At 69.4% G+C, this 22,475-nt stretch carries 14 protein-coding genes; 5 read left to right on the top strand and 9 right to left on the bottom strand.

From position 1 onward, the window contains the following. Positions 1 to 3 precede the first annotated feature (3 nt). Positions 4 to 1,416, top strand: a complete 1,413-nt coding sequence (locus CQW49_RS15570) for a BaiN/RdsA family NAD(P)/FAD-dependent oxidoreductase (RefSeq protein WP_003610179.1) — start codon at positions 4 to 6, stop codon at positions 1,414 to 1,416. 223 nt (positions 1,417 to 1,639) lie between these two features. On the opposite strand, the gene CQW49_RS15565 is transcribed toward CQW49_RS15570, so the two are convergent. The 3 genes from CQW49_RS15565 to CQW49_RS15555 all read right to left on the bottom strand — a co-directional run bounded on the left by CQW49_RS15565 (position 1,640) and on the right by CQW49_RS15555 (position 4,319). Next, positions 1,640 to 2,176 (bottom strand): DUF3280 domain-containing protein, encoded by a 537-nt coding sequence (locus CQW49_RS15565; protein WP_003610180.1) that lies wholly within the window; start codon positions 2,174 to 2,176, stop codon positions 1,640 to 1,642. Between the two features lie 95 nt (positions 2,177 to 2,271). Continuing rightward, on the bottom strand, positions 2,272 to 2,928 hold the full coding sequence (locus CQW49_RS15560) for a response regulator (RefSeq protein ID WP_003610181.1): 657 nt from the start codon (positions 2,926 to 2,928) through the stop codon (positions 2,272 to 2,274). Further along, positions 2,925 to 4,319, bottom strand: coding sequence for a sensor histidine kinase (locus tag CQW49_RS15555; protein ID WP_003610182.1), 1,395 nt, complete (start codon positions 4,317 to 4,319; stop codon positions 2,925 to 2,927). Before CQW49_RS15555 ends, CQW49_RS15560 begins: the two co-directional genes overlap by 4 nt. Before the next feature lie 228 nt (positions 4,320 to 4,547). Here CQW49_RS15555 and CQW49_RS15545 point away from each other — a divergent pair, with 228 nt between their 5' ends. Continuing rightward, positions 4,548 to 5,048, top strand: a complete 501-nt coding sequence (locus CQW49_RS15545; protein WP_003610183.1) for a hypothetical protein — start codon at positions 4,548 to 4,550, stop codon at positions 5,046 to 5,048. Positions 5,049 to 5,058: 10 nt separating this feature from the next. Here the strand turns inward: CQW49_RS15545 and lipB are convergent, their stop codons facing one another. From lipB to CQW49_RS15525, 4 genes are all read right to left on the bottom strand, one after another. Next, positions 5,059 to 5,775 carry a lipoyl(octanoyl) transferase LipB gene (lipB, locus tag CQW49_RS15540; RefSeq protein WP_003610184.1) on the bottom strand — a complete coding sequence of 239 codons (717 nt, stop codon included), beginning with the start codon at positions 5,773 to 5,775 and terminating at the stop codon, positions 5,059 to 5,061. Positions 5,776 to 5,781: 6 nt separating this feature from the next. Beyond that, a complete protein-coding gene (locus CQW49_RS15535) occupies positions 5,782 to 7,989 on the bottom strand; it encodes a 3-hydroxyacyl-CoA dehydrogenase NAD-binding domain-containing protein (RefSeq protein ID WP_003610185.1) in 2,208 nt (735 codons plus the stop codon). Between the two features lie 128 nt (positions 7,990 to 8,117). Beyond that, a complete protein-coding gene (locus tag CQW49_RS15530; RefSeq protein ID WP_003610186.1) occupies positions 8,118 to 9,326 on the bottom strand; it encodes an acetyl-CoA C-acetyltransferase in 1,209 nt (402 codons plus the stop codon). Positions 9,327 to 9,425: 99 nt separating this feature from the next. Next, positions 9,426 to 11,213: an acyl-CoA dehydrogenase C-terminal domain-containing protein gene (locus CQW49_RS15525; protein WP_003610187.1), complete on the bottom strand. Its 1,788-nt coding sequence runs from the start codon at positions 11,211 to 11,213 to the stop codon at positions 9,426 to 9,428. A 361-nt stretch (positions 11,214 to 11,574) separates the two neighbouring features. Here CQW49_RS15525 and CQW49_RS15520 point away from each other — a divergent pair, with 361 nt between their 5' ends. The 3 genes from CQW49_RS15520 to CQW49_RS15510 all read left to right on the top strand — a co-directional run bounded on the left by CQW49_RS15520 (position 11,575) and on the right by CQW49_RS15510 (position 18,603). Further along, the gene (locus tag CQW49_RS15520; RefSeq protein WP_099831803.1) at positions 11,575 to 15,675 is read left to right on the top strand and encodes an SEL1-like repeat protein; all 4,101 of its coding nucleotides are present in this window, start codon (positions 11,575 to 11,577) and stop codon (positions 15,673 to 15,675) included. Positions 15,676 to 15,852: 177 nt separating this feature from the next. Further along, entirely contained in the window at positions 15,853 to 16,056 is a 204-nt protein-coding gene (locus tag CQW49_RS15515) for a hypothetical protein (protein WP_003615134.1), read from the top strand. 270 nt (positions 16,057 to 16,326) lie between these two features. Next, a complete protein-coding gene (locus tag CQW49_RS15510; protein ID WP_003615139.1) occupies positions 16,327 to 18,603 on the top strand; it encodes a hypothetical protein in 2,277 nt (758 codons plus the stop codon). An 81-nt stretch (positions 18,604 to 18,684) separates the two neighbouring features. Here CQW49_RS15510 and CQW49_RS15505 read toward each other — a convergent pair whose 3' ends face one another. Both CQW49_RS15505 and CQW49_RS15500 read right to left on the bottom strand, forming a co-directional pair. Next, the gene (locus tag CQW49_RS15505; protein ID WP_040567075.1) at positions 18,685 to 21,288 is read right to left on the bottom strand and encodes a DUF3772 domain-containing protein; all 2,604 of its coding nucleotides are present in this window, start codon (positions 21,286 to 21,288) and stop codon (positions 18,685 to 18,687) included. A gap of 47 nt (positions 21,289 to 21,335) precedes the next feature. Then, a complete protein-coding gene (locus CQW49_RS15500) occupies positions 21,336 to 22,466 on the bottom strand; it encodes a lysine-2,3-aminomutase-like protein (RefSeq protein WP_003615143.1) in 1,131 nt (376 codons plus the stop codon). Between the last annotated feature and the right edge of the window lie 9 nt (positions 22,467 to 22,475).

The following is a 22,475-nucleotide window of genomic DNA, read 5'->3' as shown; positions in this document are numbered from 1 at the left end:
GGCGTGCTAACGGAGCGGCGTCCTCGCCTCGGAGCCGCCGCCATCCTCGTTTCGCCCGAAAGTCCCAGCTGCGCCATCCTCGGCGCCGGTCCCGCCGGCCTCGTCGCCGCCGATCGTCTCGCGCGGCTCGGCGCGCGAGTGACCGTCTACGAGCACAAGCCGAGCCCTGCGCGCAAATTGCTCATGGCCGGGCGCGGCGGCCTCAATATCACGCATAGCGAGAGCCTGGACAAATTTGTGACGCGCTATGGCGCGGCTTCCGCTCGGCTCGAGCCCATTCTCCGTGATTTTCCGCCGGATGCGCTGCGCGCTTTTTGCGCGGAGCTCGGCGAGGAAACATTCGTGGGGTCCAGCGGGCGCGTGTTCCCGAAGAGCTTCAAAGCGGCGCCGCTGCTGCGCGCGCTGCTCGCGCGTCTTGCCGCCAATGGCGTGACCATCGCCACGCGCCATCGCTTCGACGGTTTCGACGAGGAGGGCGCGCTGCGGCTGATCGGCGCCGGCGGGGAGGCGATGCTTCGGCGCGCCGATGCGGTCGTGCTCGCGCTCGGCGGCGCCTCCTGGCCGCGGCTCGGCGCCGATGGCGCCTGGGCCGGCATGCTCGCGGCGACAGGCGTCGCGGTGACGCCGCTCGCGCCCGCCAATTGCGGCGTTCTGATCGATTGGCCCGAGGCGTTTCGCGCCGCTTTCGAAGGCGCGCCGCTGAAGACGATCGCGCTGCGTCACGGCGAGGCGCGCATCGCCGGCGACGTCGTCGTCACGCGCGGCGGGCTCGAGGGCGGGCCGGTCTATGCGCTCGCCTCCGCGCTGCGCCGCGCGATCGAGCGCGACGGAGCCGCGACGATGCTCGTCGACCTGCGCCCGACGCTGTCGCTCGAAGCGCTCGCCGCAAAGCTCGGCCGCGAGCGCGCAAAGCAGTCCTTCGCCAATTTTCTGCGCAAGGCGGCCGGGCTCTCCAAGCTCGAGATCGCACTGCTGCGCATCGCCGCGCCGACGCCGCCCGAGGACGCGCAGGGTCTCGCCGCGCTCATCAAGGCGCTGCCCTTGCCGATCGCCGCGACTGCCGGCCTCGCGCGCGCGATCTCGACCAGCGGCGGCGTCGCTTTCGACGAGCTCAACGAGGATTTGATGCTGAAGCGCCTGCCGGGCGCGTTCGTCGCCGGCGAGATGCTGGATTTCGACGCGCCCACCGGCGGCTATCTGCTGCAGGCGGCGTTCTCGACCGGCATGGCCGCGGCGCGTGGAGTGTCGCGTAGACTCGATTTGAAGGGCGCACCCTTCTCCCGCTCTGCGATCGCAAGCGGGGAGAGGGGGCGGTCGGCGCCATGCGATTCTCTCGACGAATCCGGGCTTCCTCCAGCAAAGGCCGCGGCGCCTCCGCCCCCTCTCCCCGCTCGCGCCGCTCGCGGGGAGAGGTGAGGTGAGGGGCGAGGCGGGTGGGCGCGATGGCGACGCCGCGAACTCTCCCGGGCCCCTCTCCGTACCTCTCCCCGCGAGCGGGGCGAGGGGGCGGCCGGCGCCGTGCGATTCTCTCGGCCAATCCGGGCTTCCTCCAAGCAAAGGCCGCGGCGCCTCCGCCTCTCCTCTCCCCGCTCGCGCGCTCTGAGGGAGAAGCAGCGCGCAGCGAGATTCGCAATGATCGTCACCGCTCTGTTTTCCCACCCCGCCGCGCCAGCTCCGGCTCGACCAGATTGTAGCGGATCAGATAGGTCAGGGCGCGGCGCCAGGATTCGTCCGTCTCGCCGCGCAGATCGGTCTGCGAAATATTGACCAGCTCGCCGCTGCGCGCGTCGCGGATGCGAAATTCGAGAACCTGCTCCATCACGCTGATCTTGCGGAAGAGGCCGACGAAGGAGAGATCGGCGCCCGCCGCGCGCGCCACATCGGCGTCGCAGCCGTTGCATTTGCGCAGCCAATGCTGCGCCACTCTCGCCTCATCGGTCGCGCCCGCGTCGACGATCTCGAACAGGCCAGAGGCGGCGAGCAATTCGCGGGCGAGCCGCGTCATCTTGCGCAGACGTTCGGTCTCTTCGGCGCTCTCCCCGGCAAGCGGACCGCCGGCGCTGAAATCATCGAGCTCGAGATCGAAGACGACGAGCTTCAACGGCGGCGCCGCGAGCGCCGGCGAGGAGAGGAGGGCGACAGCGCCGAGCAGAATGATCGAGAAGAAACGAGTCACAGCGCGCCTCCTGTCTGGATGCGCTCAAGATGCGCGCGAAAGACCACGCCGGCCAGTCTATCTCTCCCGTCGCGGCATGGGAAAAATTCCCGCGCTCAGAGCGGCGGCGCGTCGGCGGCGACGAGTCCGGCGCCGAGCGCGAGCCAGACGAGATGCGCGTCGGTGCGCGCGCCGACCTTGGATTTGATCTGATAATGGTAATTCTGCACCGTCTTGGGGCTGAGATGCAGAGCGTCGGCGATGTCCTCGGTGGTGTGGCCGGAAGCGACGAGGCGCAGAATCTCCGTCTCGCGCGGGCCGAGATCGGCGAGCGGCGAGCGCCCGTCGGCGAGACGCTCGGCGGCGATCTCGCGGGCGACATCGTCGCCGAGCGCGCGGCCGCCACGCGCGACCAAGCCCACAGCTCGCACCAATTCGCTCGCCTCGCCGCCCTTGGTGATGAAGCCGCTCGCGCCCGCCTCGAAGGCTTTGAGCGCATAGGCCGCGGCGCTGTGCATGGTGAACACGAGAATGCGCGCGCGCTTGTCCCATTGGCGGATGTGGCGCACGGCCTCGAGCCCGCCGGCGCCGCCGCGCAGCGACAGATCCATCACCACGACATCGGGCGAATGATCGCGATAGGCCTGATAGGCCGCGGCCGCGTCCTCTGCTTCCGCCACCACGGCGAAATTCTTCTGGCGCTCGAGCAGGCGGCGATAGCCCTCGCGCACCACCGGATGATCGTCGACGAGCAGGACCGAAACCGGCTTCATGCGGCCTTGCGCTCCAGCGCGCCGGCGTTGGCGGAAACGAGCGGAATGCGCGCGGCGACGCAGACGCCGCGCGCGGCGCGGCCGATCTCCAGGCTGCCGCCGAAAGCGGAGACGCGCTCGCGCATGCCGAGCAGGCCATGGCCCGCGGAAACATCGATGCGCGTCGGATCGCCGCCGCCGTCGTCCTCGACCGTCAGGGCGACAACGCCGTCATTGGAGGCGAGACGTTCGACACGCAGATAGACGTCATGCGGGCGCCCGTGGCGCATGGCGTTGGTGAGGCACTCCTGCGCGATGCGAAAGACGCTGGTGGAGACCGACGACGGCACGGCGGCGAGATCGCCCATCAGATCGAGATGCACGACCGCGCGCGGCGCCGTTTGCGCGTTCCACCCGGCGACGAGCTGCACGAGACAGGCCTCGAGCCCCAATTCCTCCAGATCTTGCGAGCGCAGCCGCGCCAGCGCTTCGCGCAGCGTCGCGGTCATGCGCCGCGCCGCCTTGCCGATCGAACGCGCATCGGCGGCGAGATCGGGACGATCCTGCGCGCCCGCCTCGATCGCCGCGGCGAAAGCCGTGGTCGCCGTGAGGCATTGGCCGAACTCGTCGTGCAGATCGCGCGCCAATGCGCGGCGCTCCTCCTCCTGCACCTCGAACAGGCGCTTCGTCAGCGCGACGCGCTCGGCGGTGGTCTGCGCGAGACGCTCGGCGAGATCATTGACGGCGCGGGCGATGAGGCCGAACTCGCCGCTGGTGAAGGCGCGAATCCTGTGGCGGTAATTGCCGCTCTCCAATCGGCGCAGCCCGTCGATGACGACGCGCGTCGGCGCCAGCGCGTGAATGATGACGAGCGCTGCGAGCAGCGACAGGCCGACGGCCATGAACACCGCGACGCTCGCGACCATGGAAATCTCGCGCCACGCCTGCCGCACCGCGGCTTCCGGATCGGCGCGCGCGACGACGGCTCCGGTCTCCGGCTGGCGCACGGTGAGCGGGCGCCGGATCGGCGCCGGCGGGCCGAACACAACATCGAACAGGCGCGCGAACCACGGCGGCGCCGGTGCGCCGACCCCCTCCGTCTGGCTGCATAACTCGCGCGGCGCCTCGGCGCCCGGCGCGAAGCCGATGCAGACGCCCGGCGACACGAGCTTCAACGTCGCCAGCGACTCCCAATTGGGGATCGGCAGGATTTTGTCGCGCCGCATGCTGCCGCGCCAGAGAATCTCGCGCCAGAACAAATTCTCCAATTCATGGGCGACGCGCTCGGCGGAGGCGGCGGTCTCGGCGTGGATGGTGCGATGCGCGTCGAGCATCACCCAGCCGATGGCCAGCGACAAACACAGCAGCACGACGCCGGCGAGGCGCAGAAGCAGGCGAACGATCAGCTGCATGTCACTCTAGCTCCCGAACGCTGGACCGGGGCGCTCCGTGCGCCGGCTCACGTCGGCAGCGTAATCGCAATCCCCATTTCCGCCAATGCGATCCGGCTCGCCGCCGGCGCCATCGGGAAATTTGCCCAGCGCGCCGGAGGCCGCGGACCCTGGCGGCGGCGCCCGCCGATGGGCAAGCTCCCGGCGAAATCGACAAGCGCTTGGCGAAACCGACAGGGAGGATGAAACATGAGCCTGCAGGCGATCAGGGCGCGCGCGCCGTCGCGCGTCACATTTCTGCTCGCATTCGCGACTTTCGAGCTCGCGGTCGCGCTCGTCATAGCCTGGGCGCTGGGCGTGACCTTGTTCTTCCCGCATAGCGCGCTCGCGAGCCTGATGGTGGAGCGCGCCGACATCATTCGCGGCCACATCGATTTTCTGATGATGTCGCAGTTCCTCTTTCTATTCGCGCTGCTGTTCCGCCAATATGCGATCGTTCCGCCTCTATGGGTCGTCGGCGCGAGCTGCTTCGGCGCCTTCGTCAATGCGTCCTCTTTCGTGAGGCGAGGCTTCAGCCCCAAGGTCGACCCCTCGACTGTCGTCGAGCATTTCCCGCCGCTCGCGGCCGTGAGCTTCACATTGACCACCGTCGGCTTTCTCGCCTCCGCCGTGCTCATTGTCGGCGCCGCCTGGCGCGCGCGCCGCGAAGCCGAGCGTCCGACGCTGCGAGCGCTCGAACCGCAGGACTGACGCGAGCGCCTCAGCCGTCGATCGTTGCGCCGAAGATCGTCTCGAAGGCGCGGCGCAGCTCCACGTCGACGCGCGCCATATCAGCGTCGACCCCAAGATCGGCGAGGCTCGTGACGCCAAGATGCGACTGGCGCACGCCGCAGGGCGCGATGCCGGAAAAATGCGTGAGGTCCGGCGCGACATTGAGCGCGACGCCGTGAAAGCTCACCCAGCGCCGGACGCGCACGCCAATGGCGGCGATCTTGTCCTCGGCCGGCTCGCCGCTAATCCCGGCGGGCTTGTCCGGGCGCGGCGTCCAGACGCCGACGCGCGCCTCGCGCCGCTCGCCGACGACGCCGAAAGCCGCGAGCGTCTCGATCAGCCACGCTTCGAGCGCGCACACGAAGGCGCGCACGTCGCGCCGGCGCCGCGAGAGGTCGAGCATCACATAAGCCACCCTCTGGCCCGGCCCGTGATAGGTGAATTGTCCGCCGCGTCCGGTGCGATGCACGGGAAAACGCGCGTCGAGCAGATCGGACTCCTTGGCCGAGGTTCCGGCCGTGTAGATCGGCGGATGCTCCACCAGCCAGCAGCGCTCGAGCGCGTCGCCTAGGGCGATGCGCTCGGCGAGCGTTTCCATCTCGGCGACAGCCTCCTCATAGCCGACGTGGCCAGGGGTGACGACCCATTGCGCCGGCGGCGAGCCGGGGCGCGGAAGAAAAGAGACGTCGCGAGCATCGCGGGACATGATGGCTCAGGCCGCCTTCGCCTCAGCGGCGTAGCGGCCATAGAAGCTCTCGCCCTTCTCCGCCATCTCGCGCAGCTGCAGCGGCGGCGTGAAGCGCTCGCCATATTTGCGCGTCAGCGCGTCGCAGATGGCGACGAAGGCCTTGGCGCCGACCCCGTCGATGTATGACAGCGTTCCGCCCGTGAAGGGCGCGAAGCCGAAGCCGAGGATGGAGCCGACATCGGCCTCGCGCGGATCGGTGACGACGCCCTCGAACAAAGTGCGCGCCGCCTCCGCCGCCTGCACGACGAGAAAACGCCGCTGCAGCTCCTCGACATCGATCGCATCGGGGTCGAGCGTCGTCTCGGCGAGCGCCGAGAGCCGCGGCCACAGGCTCTTCTTGCCCACAGCGGGATAGTCGTAAAACCCCTTGCCGTTCTTGCGGCCGAGGCGCCCTTCCTGCTCCACCATGAATTGCAGCACGCGCTCCTGCGTCGGATCGACGGCGGCCTCGCCGAGATCTTTCTTCGTCGCCTGATGAATCTTCCAGGCGAGATCGAGCGCGATCTCGTCATTGAGCGACAGCGGGCCGACCGGCATTCCGGCCATGCGCGCCGCCGTCTCGATCATCGCCGGCGGCACGCCTTCGCTCAGCATGATATGGCCTTCGCGCACATAGTTCAGCACGCAGCGATTGGCGTAGAAGCCGCGCGAATCATTGACGACGATCGGCGTCTTCTTGAGGATGCGCACGAAATCGAGCGCCGTCGCCACGGCGCGGTCGCTCGTCTTCTCGCCGCGAATCACTTCCACCAGCAGCATCTTCTCGACCGGCGAGAAGAAGTGGATGCCGACGAAATTCTCCGGCTTCAGCGAGGTCTCGGCGAGCGAGGTGATCGGCAGCGTCGAGGTATTCGACGCGAAGATCACCTCGGCGCCGACGACCGCTTGCGCCTTCTTTGTCGCCTCGGCCTTCACGCCGCGCTCCTCGAACACCGCCTCGACGACGAGATCGACGCCTTTCAGCGTCTCATAGTCCGGCGTCGCGGCGATGCGCGCGAGCAGCGCTTGCCTGTCCGCCGCCGTGGCGCGGCCGCGCGAGACTTGGCCGGAGACGAGCTTGTCGATGACCGCCTTGCCCTTGTCGGCGCTCTCCTGATCGCGGTCGATCAGCACCACCTCGAGCCCGGCGAGCGCGCTCACATAAGCGACGCCGGCGCCCATGAAGCCCGCGCCGAGCACGCCGATCTTCTTGAATTTCGCTTGCGGAATGTCCTTGGGCCGATGCGCGCCCTTCTCCAATTCGCTCTTTGACAGGAACAGCGTGCGGATCATCGCCGCCGCCTGTCGCGAGCGCAGAATATGCGCGAACCAGCGCGCCTCGACGCGCAGGCCGAGATCGAAGGGCAGCTGCAGCCCCTCGAACACGCTGTGCAGAATGGCCTTGGCTGCGGGGTAATTGTCGAAGGTCTCGCGACGATAGATGGCGTTGGCCGCCGGCCACACCATCATTCCGCCCGGCGAATAGACGCGGCCCGACGGCGGCTTGAAGCCCTCGACGTCCCAAGGCGCCTGCGCCTTGCCGCCATTCACGATCCAGTCTTTCGCGCGCGCGACGATCTCGTCCGCGGGAGCGAGCTCGTGCACGAGGCCGGCGGCTTTCGCTTTCGCAGGCTTCAGCTGCTCGCCCTTGAACAGCATCTGCAGAGCGTCGCCGGTCTGCATCAGCCGTGCGACGCGCTGCGTGCCGCCGGCGCCGGGGAAGAGTCCGACCTTGATCTCCGGCAGGCCGACGCGCGTCTTGTCGCTGTCGGCGAGCACGCGATAATGGCAGGCGAGCGCGAGCTCGAAGGCGCCGCCCAGACAGGTTCCGGCAATGGCGACGGCGAAAGGCTTTCCACAGGTCTCGAGCTTGCGATAGAGCAGCGACAGGCGCCGCGCGCCCTCGAAGAACTCCTTCATCGCCTCCTCTTCGCCGCGCTCGCGCACCGCCTTCGCATAATCGGCGGCGCTCTTCTGCAGCATGGAGAGATCGGCGCCGCCGGAGAAGGCAGGCTTGCCCGAAGTGATGACGCAGCCCTTGATCTCAAAATCGCCCGCCACCTTGTCGATCACCTGCTCGAGCTCGCTCATCACCTCGAAGGTGATGACGTTCATCGAGCGCTCGGGCATGTCCCAAATGAGCAGAGCGACGCCATCGGCGCCGGTCTCGAAACGGAAATTGACGAGGTTCATCGGATCACTCCCGGAAATCTAGAGGCGTCCCGTCATTGCGCGGAGCGAAGCGACGAAGCAATCCAGATCCGCGGGGCGGCCCCTGGATTGCTTCGCTTCGCTCGCAATGACGGCGCGGCTGCGCATGATCACACCCGCTCGATGATCGTCGCGGTTCCCATTCCGGCGCCGATGCACAAAGTCACCAGCGCCACGCCCTTGCCGCTGCGCTCCAATTCGTCGAGCGCCGTCCCCACCAGCATCGCGCCGGTGGCGCCGAGCGGATGGCCGAGCGCGATGGCGCCGCCATTCACATTCACTTTGGAATCGTCGAGCGAGAAGGCTTGCAGGAAGCGTAGCACCACCGCCGCGAAAGCCTCGTTCACCTCGACGAGATCGATGTCGCCAAAGGTCATGCCCGCTTTGGCGAGCAGTTTCTTCGTCACATCGACCGGGCCGGTCAGCATCAACGCCGGCTCCGAGCCGATGTTGGCGAAAGCGCGAATCCGCGCGCGCGGCGTCAGCCCCGCCTTCTCGCCCGCCTCCTTCGAGCCGAGCAGCACCGCCGCGGCGCCGTCGACGATGCCCGACGAATTGCCGGCGTGATGCACGTAATTGATCTTCTCGACATCCGGATGCGCCTGGATGGCGACCGCGTCGAATCCCGCCTGCTCGGCGAGAAAGGCGAAGGCGGGCTTCAGCGCGCCGAGCGACTGCATGTCGGTCGAGGGCCGCATATGCTCGTCGTGATCGAGGATGGTGAGGCCGTTGACATCCTTCACCGGCGTCACGGAGCGCGCGAAGCGCTGCTCCTCCCAGGCGCGGGCGGCGCGCTGCTGCGACTGCATCGCATAGGCGTCGACGTCATTGCGCGAGAAGCCGTATTTCGTCGCGATGAGATCCGCGGAGACGCCCTGCGGCATGAAATAAGAGGGGATGGCGATGGCCGGATCGGCCGGCCAGGCGCCGCCCGAGGCGCCGATGCCGACGCGGCTCATGCTCTCGACGCCGCCGCCGATCGTGAGCTCGTGCTGGCCAGACATGATCTGCGCCGCGGCGAAATTCACCGCGTCGAGACCCGAGGCGCAGAAGCGGTTGATCTGCACGCCGGGAACCTCATAGCCGAAGCCCGAAGCGATGGCTGCGGCGCGCGCGATGTCGCCGCCGGCCTCGCCCACAGGATCGACGCAGCCGAGAATGACGTCGTCGACCGGCGCGCCGTCGAGACGATTGCGTTGCTTCAGCGCCGAGAGCGCCGCGACGGCGAGGCCGAGGCTCGACACTTCATGCAGCGAGCCGTTGGGCTTGCCGCGCCCGCGCGGCGTGCGCACGGCGTCGTAGATATAGGCTTCGGGCATGAACGACTCCGCTCCGCTTGGCGACTAGTGAGTAACAAGTGCGAGCTCGGCGCGCAGCGCCCTGCTCACCACTCACTACTCGCCATTCGCTACTCACTTCTAAAACATCTCCGCCGGCAGGCTCATCATCGTCTCAGCGCCCGCCGTGACGCGCGCGAGACGATAGCCTGTCTCGGGCAGCATCTTCTCCATATAGAACTTCCCAGTCGTCAGCTTGGCGTCGAGCCATGCGGCGTCGCCCTTCGCCTTGGCGTCGAGCGCGGCGCGGGCGATGCGCGTCCACATATAGCCGAGCGCCACGCGGCCGAAGAGATGCATGTAGTCGTAGGAGACGCCGGCGCCATTATCGGGCTTGGCCAGCGCGTTCTGCACTAGCCAGGCCGTCGCCTTCTGCAGATCGCCGAGCGCTCCCTTCATCGGCTCGACATAGGGCTTCATCGCCGCATCGGCGCTCTCGCGCGTCAAGAATTCGTTCACCTCGGCGAAGAATGCCATTGCGGCGCGGCCATTGTCCTTGGGCAGCTTGCGGCCGACGAGATCGAGCGCCTGAATGCCGTTCGCGCCCTCATAGATCATGGCGATGCGGGCGTCGCGCACGAACTGCTCCATGCCGTTCTCGTTGATATAGCCATGCCCGCCCCAAATCTGCTGCGCCTTCACCGCATTGTCGAAGCCCATGTCGGTGAAGACGCCCTTCAGCACCGGCGTCAGCAGGCCGAGCCGATCCTCCGCCGCCTGCCGCGCCCTCGCGTCCTCGGCCCGATGAGCGACGTCGCTGTCGAGCGCGGCGAGGAGAGCGAGGCCGCGCGCCGCCTCATTGAAGGCGCGGATCTCGAGGAGATTGCGCCGCACATCCGGATGCACGATGATCGGATCGGCGCCGCCGCTCGGATTTTTCGCGCCGGAGAGCGAGCGGCCCTGCAGGCGCTCCTTGGCGTAGGAAAGCGCGTTCTGATAGGCGACCTCGGAGAGCGCGAGGCCCTGCACGGCGACGCCGAGCCGCGCCTCGTTCATCATCACGAACATCGCCGCCAGCCCGCGATTGGCCTCGCCGACGAGATGGCCGCGCGCGCCGTCATAGTTCATGACGCAGGTGGCGTTGCCATGAATGCCCATCTTATGCTCGATCGCGCCGCAGACCACCTTGTTGCGCACGCCGAGCGAGCCGTCGGCCGCGACCTCGAATTTCGGCACGATGAAGAGGGAGATGCCCTTCACGCCCGCCGGCGCGCCCTCGATGCGCGCGAGCACGAGATGAATGATGTTCTCGGAAAGGTCGTGCTCGCCGGCGGAAATGAAGATCTTCTGCCCGGTGATCGAATAGGAGCCGTCGCCCCGTGGCGTCGCCTTGGTGGTCAGCAGGCCGAGATCGGTGCCGCATTGCGGCTCGGTCAGATTCATCGTGCCGGTCCAGCGGCCGGCCGCCATGGGCGGAACGAAGAGGCGCTTCTGCTCCTCGTCGCCATGGCGCAGCAGAGCGGCGAGCGCCCCTTGCGTGAGGCCCATATACATGGCGAGCGCCATATTGGCGGAGGAGCCATATTCGCTCATCGCCAGAGCGAGAGCGTAAGGCAGGCCCTGTCCGTCATATTCCGGCGGGACCGCGAGCCCGACCCAGCCGCCGGCGACGAAAGCGTCGAAAGCCTCCTTGAACCCGCCCGGCGTCGCGACATCGCCCGCGGCGTCGCGCCGGCAGCCCTCCTCGTCGCCGCGGCGATTGAGCGGCGCCAGCGTCTCCTCGCAGATTTTCGCGCCCTCGCCGAGGATTTGCGCGACGAGATCGGGCGTCGCCTCGGAAAAACCCGGCACATTGCCGAAGCGCTCGATGTGGAGAACATCGGTCAGAAGGAACAGCGTATCGTCCACGGGGGCTTTATAGAGCGGCATGAACGGCCTCCATGCGGGGGGCGACGGCCTCCGGACCGGCCCGGAGGCTAAGGCTGAGCGCGCATGATCGAGGGACGCGCCGCAGCCCGCGGCGGCCCGCGCAAGCCTCTGGCGACTCTCGTCGAATCGCGGCCGCGAGCGGGCGGCCTGCGCAGCAATAGGTAGAGAGCGGGACAGGGCCGCGCAATAGGGGCCGATGCGGCGAGGATGGCCCCGCGCAAGCATTAACCTCTTATTTACCTCGATCGAAGGAAAGTCCCCCAGCGGCGCCGTGGCGCCGCGCGTTCCAGCGCGATTCGCGCTCCGCGTGTCTCTCTCAAGTCCTCTCCCACCTGACCGGGTCACGCCCGCCGGAACCGCCATGACCGAAGCATATGCCTGGAGCTTCAAGGGACTGGATCATGAGACGCGGGATGTCGCCCGCGCCGCCGCCCGCCGATCGGGAAAAAGCCTCACCGACTGGCTCGACGATGTGATCCTCGAAAAGGCCGACACGGATTTGCGCCCGGCTCCCCGCCGGGACGAGGAGGACGACGGCGCCGAGATTTCGGCGCGCCGACGGCCGCTGCGCTCGGCGCGCGTGCTCGGCCGGCCGGAGCGCGAGCGACGCTCGCGCAGCGACGCGCCGCTGCGCGCCGACCCCGTCGAGACGCCGCGGCCGCGCCCTGCGGAAGACCGCCTGCGCGAGAGCGAGCACGGCGTCCGCGCCCCGCGCCGCGACGACGAGCGCCGCGAGGCCAGGGCCATCGTCGACGACGCCGTCGCCCTGTTCGAGCGCCGCGCCGCCGAGAGCGAGCGCAAGACCGCCAAAGCGCTCGAGAATCTCGCCGATCTGATCGAGACCAATCACAAGACCAGAGCGCGGCTCGGCGACGATCTCGGCGCGGTGATCGACCGTCTCGGCCGCATCGAGCACAAGATCGCGCGTCGCGCCGAGGAGGACAATGCGCGGCCGATTCGCGAGGCTCTGTCGCGGCTCGAGACGCGCATGGAGGAGTTGGCGAAGGAGGAGCGGTCGGTCGAGCTCGAAACGGCGATCGAAACCTTCGACCGCCGCCTCGCCGATATTTCCGACCGGCTCGACGCCGAGACCGAGGCTCGCGCCCGCGCCGCCGAGGCCGCGCGTCAGGGAGCCGCTCGCCAAGACGCCACCCGCCAGGAGGCCGTCGAAGCGGCGCGCCGCGAATCCCGCGAGCGTCTGCGCCGGCCGGCGCCGGCCGCCGCCGCGCCGAAACGTCCGCTGGCCGACGCCGTCGCCGAGATCTCCGAGCGCCAGCGCGTGCTCGACGCCCGCGCCGAGGCGCCCGCGCCACGCGAGCCGCAGCAGGCGCCGCAGGACACGGCCGCGCGTTTCGCCGATCTCGCCGGTTCGATCGACACGCTGTCGCAGCAGATCGCCTCGACCCGCTTCGACCAGAATACGCAGGACGAGCGCCGCCAGGCCGCCGTCGCGGCGCAGATCGATCAGCTGCGCCGCGAGCTCGACGGAGTCGGCCGCGTGCTCGTCGATCTCGCGCCCCGCGCCTCGGTCACGGCGATCGAAGCGGCGCTGCGCGATCTCTCCGAGCGCGTCGAGGCGCAACGCCATTACGGCGTCGAGGACAATATTCTGGCGCCGGTCGAGAGGCTGACCGCCGATCTTCATGCGATGATCCGCGATCTCGATCCGAGCCGCATGGTCCGCAGCCTCTATGACGAGGTGCGGACGCTCGGCGCGCGCCTCGCCGAGCGCCGCTCCGAAGGCGGAGCGGATCGCGAGACGCTGGAGGAGGTCGCCTCCGAGACGCGCGAGATCCGCGATCTCTTGAAAACGGTGGCGCAGCGTCCGCTGCCCTTCGACCGGCTGGAGGCCGGGCTCGCCGCGCTCACGCGGCGCGTCGACGAGCTGAGCTCGGCCGGCGCCGACACGGCGGGGGCCTGCGATCTCGGCGAGCTGGTCTCGGCGATCCGCTCCACCGTCGCCACGGAGACCTACGGCTATTTCCAGACGCTCGAGCGCCGGCTCGAGGAGGTGGCGGCCAAGATCGACGCCGTCTCGACCAAATCGGGCGGCGGCAAGCGCTTCGACGAGATCAACGAGCGCATCGAGCGCGTTCACAAATCGCTGGCCGCGCGCATCGACCGCAGCGGCGGCGCCGGCGCCGGCCAGCTCGAGGGAATGGTCACAGAGCTCGCCAAGAAGATCGACGCGGCGATCGACGCGCGGACGACGCAGCCCGCCTTCGACGAGCTCGGCCGCAAGATCGAGCGGCTCGAGGAGCGGCTGCAGCCCAAGCCCGAGAAAGCCGCCGAGGACGAGCAGTTCCGCGAGCTCGCCAAGCGCATCGACCTGCTGCACGAGCAGCTCGCCGCGCGCCGCGACGACGATTCGCGCCGCCGCGTGGACGGCGCCGCGCAGCTGACCGACCTCGTCGGCCAGCTCGCCAAGAAGATGGACGCCGCGCTGGAGCGCCGCGCGGTCGCCGATAAGACCAATGGAATCGAGCAGTTCCGCGAGCTGACCGAGCGCATGGACCGGCTCCACGAGCAGGTCTCCACCCGCGTCGAGGAGGAGACGCGCCGCCGCGTCGACGGCGCGACGGCGCATATGACCGATCTCGTCGCCCAGCTCGCCCAGAAGATGGACGCCGCGCTCGATCCCACCGCAGACCGGGCCGCCTTCTCGGCGCTGGAACGGCAGATCGGCCGGCTCGCCGAGCGCATCGACCATACCGACCAGACCGTCTCCTCCTTCTCCACTCTGGAGACGGCGATCGGCCAGCTGATGGCCCGCGTCGAGGAGACCCGCGGCGCGGCCGCGCGCGGCGCCGAGACCGCCGCGCGCGAGGCGGCTCAGGTCGCCGTGCAGGAAGCGCTGCGCGCGGCCAATGCGCCGACCGCTCTGCAGAAGGCTCTGGAAAAAGAGCTCGTCGATCTGCGTCAGATGCAGGACGAGACCGGCCATCGCACCAATGAGACGCTGTCCGCTGTGCATGAGACGCTGCAGCGCGTCGTCGATCGGCTGGCGGTGTTCGAGGACGAATTGACCGACATTCGCAAGTCGCGCGTCGCGCCGCAGCCGGCTCCGACCCCGGCTCCGCGCGCCGAGCCGCGTGTGGAGCAGAAGCGCAAGCGCGAGCCGGCGGAGATAGAGGACGTGCTGGTCGAGCCGAGCGATCGCCGCCAGCGCCGCGCCGCGCGTCGCGAGGGCGAGCCGGCGAGCTCGGTGCAGGCGGATTTCATCGCCGCCGCGCGCCGCGCCGCCCAGCTGGCCGCCGCCGACGCCGAGACCGCCGCCGCCAAGGAGCGCGTCGGCCGCAAGAGCGCCGCGCCGCTGTCGGAGCGTGAGCCGGCGCGCGCGGCGACCGCCGGCGCCATGGGCGCGGTGGGCGCCGTCCTGCAGACGCGCCGGCGGCCGATCCTGCTCGGGCTCGGCGCGCTGGTGCTGCTCTATGGCGCCTATCAGATCGCCCGCGTCAGCCTCGACGCGCCGGCTTCGCATCAGTCCTCGGCGGTGCGCATGGAGCCGAGCGCCGCCACGACCTCCGAGCCGGCGGCGAAGGAAGAGGCGCCGCGGGACACCGCCGCCTCTGTGGCTCCGGCGCCCGTCGATGCCGAGCCCGCGCCGGCCCCGGCCGCCTCCTCCGCCGCGCCCGCCGCCAAATTTCCGCTGACGCCCGGGACGCCGGCGACCGGCGTCTTCGTCGCGCCGCCGGGCAAGCTCGGCGCCGGCGCGGTCGATCCGACGCCGACCGGGACCATCGGCGCGGCCTCGGCCGGAGCAGCTCTGCTGCCGATGCGCGACGCGCTGGCGACCATCCGCGATCTCGCCTCGAGCGGCGACGCCGCGGCGCAATTCGAGCTCGGCTCCCGCTATGCGGATGGCCGGGGCGTCGGCCGCGACGCCAAAGCGGCCTTCCAATGGATCCAGAAGTCCGCCGAGCAAGGCCTCGCGCCGGCGCAATATCGGCTCGGCTCCTTCTATGAGAAGGGTCTCGGCGTCGATCGCGATTATGTGCAGGCGCGCGGCTGGTATCAGCGCGCCGCGCAGGCCGGCAACGCGCGGGCGATGCATAATCTCGCCGTGCTCCACGCCGAGGGCGGCGACGGCAAGCCCGATTTCGCCCAGGCCGCCGAATGGTTCCAGAAAGCCGCCGAATATGGCGTGCGCGACAGCCAGTTCAATCTGGCCATTCTCTACGCGCGCGGTCTCGGCGTCGCGCAGAGCCTCGAGCAATCCTATGTCTGGTTCGCCGCCGCCGCCGCCCAGGGCGACGAGGACGCCGCCAAGAAGCGCGACGAGGTCAAGGCGAAGCTCGACGCCAAGAGCTTCGCCGCCGCCAAGGCGAAGGCGGAGAGCTTCACGCCGAAGCAGCCGGACAAGGCCGCCAATGACGTGCCGCCGCCGCCGGGCGGCTGGGAGAACGTCAAGCCCGCGAAACCCGACGTGAAGCCGGCCAAGGCGAAAGTCTCGGCCCGCTGACGCCGCCTGAACGCGCGGGGCCTCTCGGCCTCGACCACATTCGCCCGATCGTCCCCCGACGATCGGGCTTTGCTTCGTCATCCCCCCGTCAAGAGACTCTCACGATAGCCTCACATGCCTTCGCTAAAAGAGGCGGCGTGGTGCGGCGAGACGAGCTTCTCTCGAGGAGTGGCGCAAATGGCCGAGAATATCGCGGACGAGACCAAGGCGGCCGAGAAGAAGGCCGAGTCCAACAATGGAAAGTTCATCGCCGGCGGCGTCGCGGCGGTGATGGGCGGCGTCGTGGGCTATGGGCTGGTGGGCGGCCCGGCCATCATCGCCGGAGCCGTCGTCTTCGGGCTGATCGGAGCGGCGCTCGGCTCCGTCTTCGACCGGGCTTGAAAATTTTAGATCGCCGCGACGCGCCATCGCCGCGGCGGCATTGATTGACACTGATCATTCCCTTTTCTTCCCGCTTCGGCGGCTCCGTCTCGACGCGGGGCCGCCGTTTTTCTTTGGCGGCGCCGCGGCTTCTGGCGCGATCCGTCGACATCGGCTAAGGAACGGCGTCGAACGCCGTCTCCGCTCCTGCGGTCCGCGGCGGCGCCATTCTTGATTTGCGATAGTCTTGCGCGATACGGCGCGGCCGAACGATGGGGAGAGCGAGACGGCGTGGACGATCGACGACAAGGCTATGGCGCGGCGGCGCTGATCTTTCTCGCCGGCGCGGGACTCTTGGCCTCTCCTTGGCTCTGCGGCCGGGTGACCATCCCCTGGGACGCCAAGGCCCATTTCTATCCGCAATTCGTCTTTCTCGCCCATGCGCTGCACAATGGGCAGTCGCCGTTCTGGACGCCCAATGTCTTCGCCGGCTCGCCGCAGCTCGCCGATCCGCAATCGCTGATCTTCGCGCCCTTCTTCCTCGCCGCCGCCGCGCTGGTCGCCGAGCCCTCCTTCATCCTCGAGGACGCCATCACTTTCGCCATGCTGGCGATGGGCGGCCTCGCGCTGATGGCCTATTTCCGCGACCGCGGCTATGCCGCGAGCGGCGCGCTCATCGCGGCCCTGGCCTTCGCCTTCGGCGGCTCGGCGGCCTGGCGCATCCAGCACACGGGCCAGGTGATGAGCCTCGCCTTCTTCCCGGTGACGCTGTTCCTGCTCGCCCGCGCGCTCGACCGCCGCTCGGCCGCCTATGGCGCGGCGGCGGGGATCGTCGCCGCCTTTCTGGTGCTCGGGCGCGATCAGGTCGCCTTTCTCGAGGTGCTGATCCTCTCCGCCTATGCGCTCTTCCGCGTCGTCTCGGACGAGCGCGACGCCGCGAGCGCCCTCGCGCCGCTGGTCGCCGGCGCGCTCTGCGGGATCGCCATCATCGCCGTTCCGCTGGCGCTGACCCTCGAGCTCGCCGCCGCCTCCAACCGGCCGGCCATCGATCTCGACGGGGCGCTGAAGGGCTCGCTGCATCCGGGCGCGCTGCTCACCCTCGTCTCCGCCAATCTCTTTGGAACCGACGGCCCGCTGAAGGATTATTGGGGCCCGCCGTCGGCCGCCTTCGGCGTGAAGGACCTCTTCCTCGCCCGCAACATGTGCGACATCTACATGGGCGCGCTGCCGCTGCTCGCGCTCGTCGCCGCCCTCGCCGGCCGCGCGCGGACGGATCGGGAAATGCGCTTCTTCGCCGGCGCGGCGGTGGCGCTCACACTCTATGCGATCGGGCGTTTTTCCCCGGCCTTCGCGGTGATGTTCCACTTCCCCGGCGTCGATCTGTTCCGCCGCCCGGCCGACGCCACTTTCCCGCTCGGCGCTGTTCTGGCGATCCTCGGCGGCTATGGCTTTCACCTCGTCGTGAGCACGCGCGCGCCGCCGCTGCGCGCGCTCGCCCTCGCGGTCGTGGCGCTGTTCGGCCTCGCCGTCCTCGTCGCCGTCTCCAGGGAGCGTCTCGCCGCCGCGGCCATTCCTCTCGCCGAGAGCGCGGGGCTGGCGGCGCTGGCCTTCGGCGTGATCGCCGCCGCGCGCCGGCTCGCTCCGCGCCCGCTGGCGCTGCTGCTGGTCGTCGGCGCGACGATGAGCTTCGATCTCGCCGTGAGCAACGGCCCGAACGAATCGACCGCTCTGCCGCCCGCCATGTTCGACGCGCTGCGCCCCGACACGCGCAATGAAACCATCGCGCTGCTGCGCGAAAAGCTGGCGGCGACGGCGGCGCCCGACCGCCGCGACCGCGTCGAGCTCGCCGCCCTCGGCTTCCATTGGCCGAACGCCTCGCTCGTCCACGGCTTCGATCACGACCTCGGCTATAATCCGATCCGCCTCGCTCTGTTCGAGGCGGCGACCGGCGCCGGCGACCATGTCGCTCTGCCCGAGCAGCGCGTGTTCTCGCCACTTTTTCCGGCCTATCGATCGACGCTCGCCGATCTCATGGGACTGCGCTTCATCGCAGTCGGCGTTCCGATCGAGGAGATCGACAAATCTTTCAAGCCCGGCGACCTGGAGCTCGTCGCCCGCACCGCCGACGCATATATCTATGAGAACAAGTCGGCGCTCCCGCGCGTGCTGCTCGCCACCTGCGCGGCGCGGGCCGATTTCGCGCAAATGACGAAGGACGGCGTCTGGCCGGAGATCGACTACCGGACGACCGTGCTGCTCGAGGAATCGCCCATCTGTCACAACACCCGCGCCGAATCGGGCGCCGGCGGCGGCGTTCGTCTCGTCTCCTACACGCCGACAGAGATTGTCGTCGATGTCGACGCGCCGCGCGGCGGCGGCCATGTGGTGCTGAACGACGTCTATCATCCGGCCTGGACGGCGACGCTCGACGGCGCGCCGGTCCCGGTGCTGCGCGCCAATGTGATGTTCCGCGCGGTCGCCACGCCCGAGGGCCGGCACGAGCTGCGTTTCGTCTATCGCCCCTTCGACGCGCTATGGGCGCGGGTCCGCGCGACGCTGCGGCTCTGAAGCCTTCGTCCGCCAGCGGGCTATATCTCTGGAAGAGCGAGCCTGAAGGCTCGCGGTCCAGGGCTCGCTCTCTTCGGACCCCTATCCGACCTTCGCCGCCGCATAGTCGCGCTCGCTCTCCTCGGCCGGCTCGGCGGGACGTAGCGCCGCGAAGGGCTCGAAGCCGGCGAGCTTCACCACTGTGGCCGGCGGCGCCGGCGGGGCGACGGTGACGCCGGCCTCGGCGAGACGGCGGAAAATATCGAAATGCAGATCGCTCTTGATGCGTGTCGACTGCTCGACATCCTCCACATAGCACCAGAGCTCGAAGCGGAAGGCGGTCTGCTCCATGCCGAGGAACATCACCGAGGGGGCGGGAATGCGCAGCACGCCCTCATGCGCCTTGGCGGCGGCGAAGAGGATCGCCCGAATCTGCTCCGGATCGACGCCGGCGTGCGGCGCCAGCGGGATCTTGATGCGGCCGATGCGATCGTTGCGCACCCAGTTCTTGACGACGCCGGCGACGAGATTGGAATTGGGCACGATCATGGTCGCACGGTCGAAGGTCTCGATCTCGGTGGAGCGCACATTGATGCGCTTCACATAGCCTTGCTCGTCGCCGACGACGACCCAGTCGCCGACGCGGATCGCTCGCTCCCAGAGGAGAATGAGGCCCGAGACGAAATTGCCGACGATCGATTGCAGGCCGAAGCCGATGCCGACCGAGAGCGCGCCGGCGACGATGGCGAGCCGCTCGAGGCTAAGGCCGAGCTCCGAGAGCGCGACCGAGAAGGCGACGATGAAGCCGGCGTAGCCGATGCTCGCGCCGATCGAATGGCGCAGCCCCTTGTCGAGCCGCGTCAGCGGCAGAAAGCGCTGATCCAGCCAGCGCCGCAGCGCCCGCGTCGCGCCATAGGTGAGCGCGAACAGAGCCAGCGCGGTCGCTATGCCCGAAGGCGAGACGACCACCTCGCCGATCTTGAAGCCGGAATAGGCGGATTGGAGATTGCCGAGAATATCGTCCGACTGGAAGCCGTAAGGCACGAGCGCGACGAATAGAGCGAGGGCGTAGAGCGCGAGCGACGCGACGCCGGCGACGAGCACCGCGAAGGGGCCGAGCGATTCGGGGCGCGCGCCGAAGCCGGACACGAGCACGCGGCCGAGCGGCGCCGATGGCTGGAACGCCTGCTCGGCGCCGGCCTCGACGAAAGCGAGCAGCAGAGTGAGGCCGGCGCCGACGGCGGCGAGCCAGGCCATTTGCATCAGCAGGAAATTCGCGAAAGCGACATAGCCAGCCGCAAGCGCGCCGGTGATGACGACGATTTCCGTCCAGGCCAGGAGGCGCAGCGGCGCGGTCCAGTCGCGCGCGTCCGGAGGCGCGCCGGAATCGTCGGCGAGGCTCTCATGGCGTGTCGCGACATTGACGATCAGAAACACGAGCGCGATGACCAGCGCGCCGACGCCGCGCGTCAGCACGACGACCGGCAGCCCAGCCTGCACCAGCTCGGCGATCTGCTCGAGCACGCGCGTCGCGGCGGCCACGGAGCCGACCAGCACGGCGAGATAGAGCATCCGCCGCGCCAGCCGTTCGCCGACGCGCAGCAGGCGCCATTGCGGCAGGCCGGGCGCCAGCAGGCCTCGCGCCAGGGCCTGCGACACGGCGACGAAGGCCACCGCCTCGGCGAGGCGCCGCCCGAGCGGCGCGAGCACCGGATCCTCGAGATCGAAAGCGTCGAGCGCCAGCGTCAGCGCCGCGACCGCCCCGATCGGAATCGCCGCGCCGATGACGACCGCCCAGAGGCTGCCCGCCGCCTTGCGGAAACGACTCGGCTCCGCCGCCTCCGCGGCGCGCGCGGCGATGCGCCGGGCGAGCAGCTTCGCGGCGACGGCGGCGAGCAGGATGGCGAAGGCGACGGCGAGGAAGCCGGCGAGCTGGCCGTCGCGCAACCGCGCCGAGACGGCGCCGGCGCGCTCGCCGAGCGCCATGGCGAAGACCTTGGCGTCATAGGGCGCCTCCTGCAGAGCCGCGCTCCACAGCGACGGCGAGAACAATCCGCTGGTGCGCAGGAACAATGTGCCGGCGAAGAGCGCGCGCTGGCGCGCCCTGATCGACAGCGCCGTCTGCCGCGCCTCCAGCGCCAGGGCGCGAGCGCGCTTCAGCGTCGCGTCGGTTTCGTCGAACAGCTTCTTCTGCTCGGCCCATTCGGCGTTGACGCTGGCGGCGGCGAGCGATGCGCCGTCGGCGGGAGGGGTCGAAACCGGAGCCGGCTTCGGCTCCACCACCGTCGCTTTCGCCGCCATGATCTTGCCGATCGCCGGCCCCTGCGCGCCTTTGCCCGTCGGGACGTCTTGCTTGGGCGGCGGCGCCGGCGTCTCGGGCGGCTTCTCCTTCGTCTCGGTCGCGGGCTTGGCCGGGCCGGCGAGCTCGTCGAGCCGCGCCTTCAGGCTGGCGAGGCGCGGCGCCAACCCCTCGATCACATCCTCGAGCTCTGCCGGCAGCGGGTCGATCCGGTCGCGCAGGCTGCGCAAGGTCGCGTCATTCAGCGACGGATCGGCGAGCGCTTTCTCGACATCGTCGATCGTCGCCCGCGCGGCGTCGAGCCGCTCGTTGAAGCGCTCGAGCGTGGTCGTCTGCTCGGCGGCGAAGGCCACGCTGCAGAAAAGAGCGAAGAGGGCGAGGACGATGGAGAGCGTAAATCGACGCAAGGCGAGGCTTTCGGTGCGCAAGAGAGAACGGGAATGGCGTAGAGGCTCTACAAATCCGTCATTCTCGCGGCGCGGCCCGCGCCTTCGCCCGGATAGGCGTGGGCGCGGCCCGCGCGGTCGCGGACGAGCCAGTCCCCGGCCGGATTTCGCTCGATATGTGGAGACTGCAGCGGAACCTTACCGTAGCCGCCGGGAATGTCGAGGACATAGGCGGGCAGCGCAATGCCGGAGATGCGCCGCGCCAGCTCGCCATGCAGCGCGCGCCCTTCCTCGATGGAGAGACGGAAATGCGCGGTGCCGGGCGCGAGATCGGGATGATGCAGATAATAGGGTTTTACCCGCAACGCCGTCAGCGCGCGCATCAGCGTCTCGAGCGTGTCGGCGTCGTCGTTGACGCCGCGCAGCAGCACCGTTTGCGCCAGCGTCGCGACGCCGGCGGCCTGGATGCGCGCGATCGCCTCGCGCGCCCGCGGCGTCAGCTCGCGCGCATGATTGACATGCAGCGCCATATAGACGGCCTTGCCGCTCGCGGTCAGCGCCGCGAGCCGTTCCGGCGTGACGAGATCGGGAGACACGGTCGGGGCGCGCGTGTGGATGCGCAGCACGGCGACATGCGCGATCTCGCGCAGCCGTTCTGCCAGGAGGCCGAGGCGCCGCGCCGACAGCGCCAGCGGATCGCCGCCGGTGAGGATGACTTCGAAAATCCGAGGCCGCTCGGCGATATAGTCGAGCGCGCGCGTCAGCGCCGTCTCCGAGAGCGAGCCGCCTTTGCCGAGCCCGACGCTCTCGCGGCGAAAGCAGAAACGGCAATAGATCGGACAGACCGACAGCAGCTTCAGCAGCACGCGGTCGGAATAGCGATGAACGAGGCCCTCGACCGGGCTGAAAGCGTCGTCGCCGATGGGATCGGCCAGCTCCTCGGGGAGCGTGTCGAGCTCGCGCGCGTCGGGCAGGAACTGGCGGGCGATCGGATCGCGCGGATCGGCTCGGTCGAGGAGCGCCGCCGTTTCCGCCGTCACCGCGACGCTGTAGCGCGCCTCGACCGCGCGCAACGCCGGCGCCGCCTCCGGCGCGACGAGGCCGGCGGCGACGAGATCGGCGACGGATTTCAGCGTCGGCGCGAAAGCGACGGGGTCGTCGCCACGCTCATCGGCGCGACGGGCGGATTCTACTGTCATCGAGCGGCT

The organism is Methylosinus trichosporium OB3b, from assembly GCF_002752655.1.
GTDB classification, from domain to species: Bacteria; Pseudomonadota; Alphaproteobacteria; order Rhizobiales; family Beijerinckiaceae; genus Methylosinus; species Methylosinus trichosporium.
This window is presented reverse-complemented; position numbering and strand designations above follow the sequence as displayed.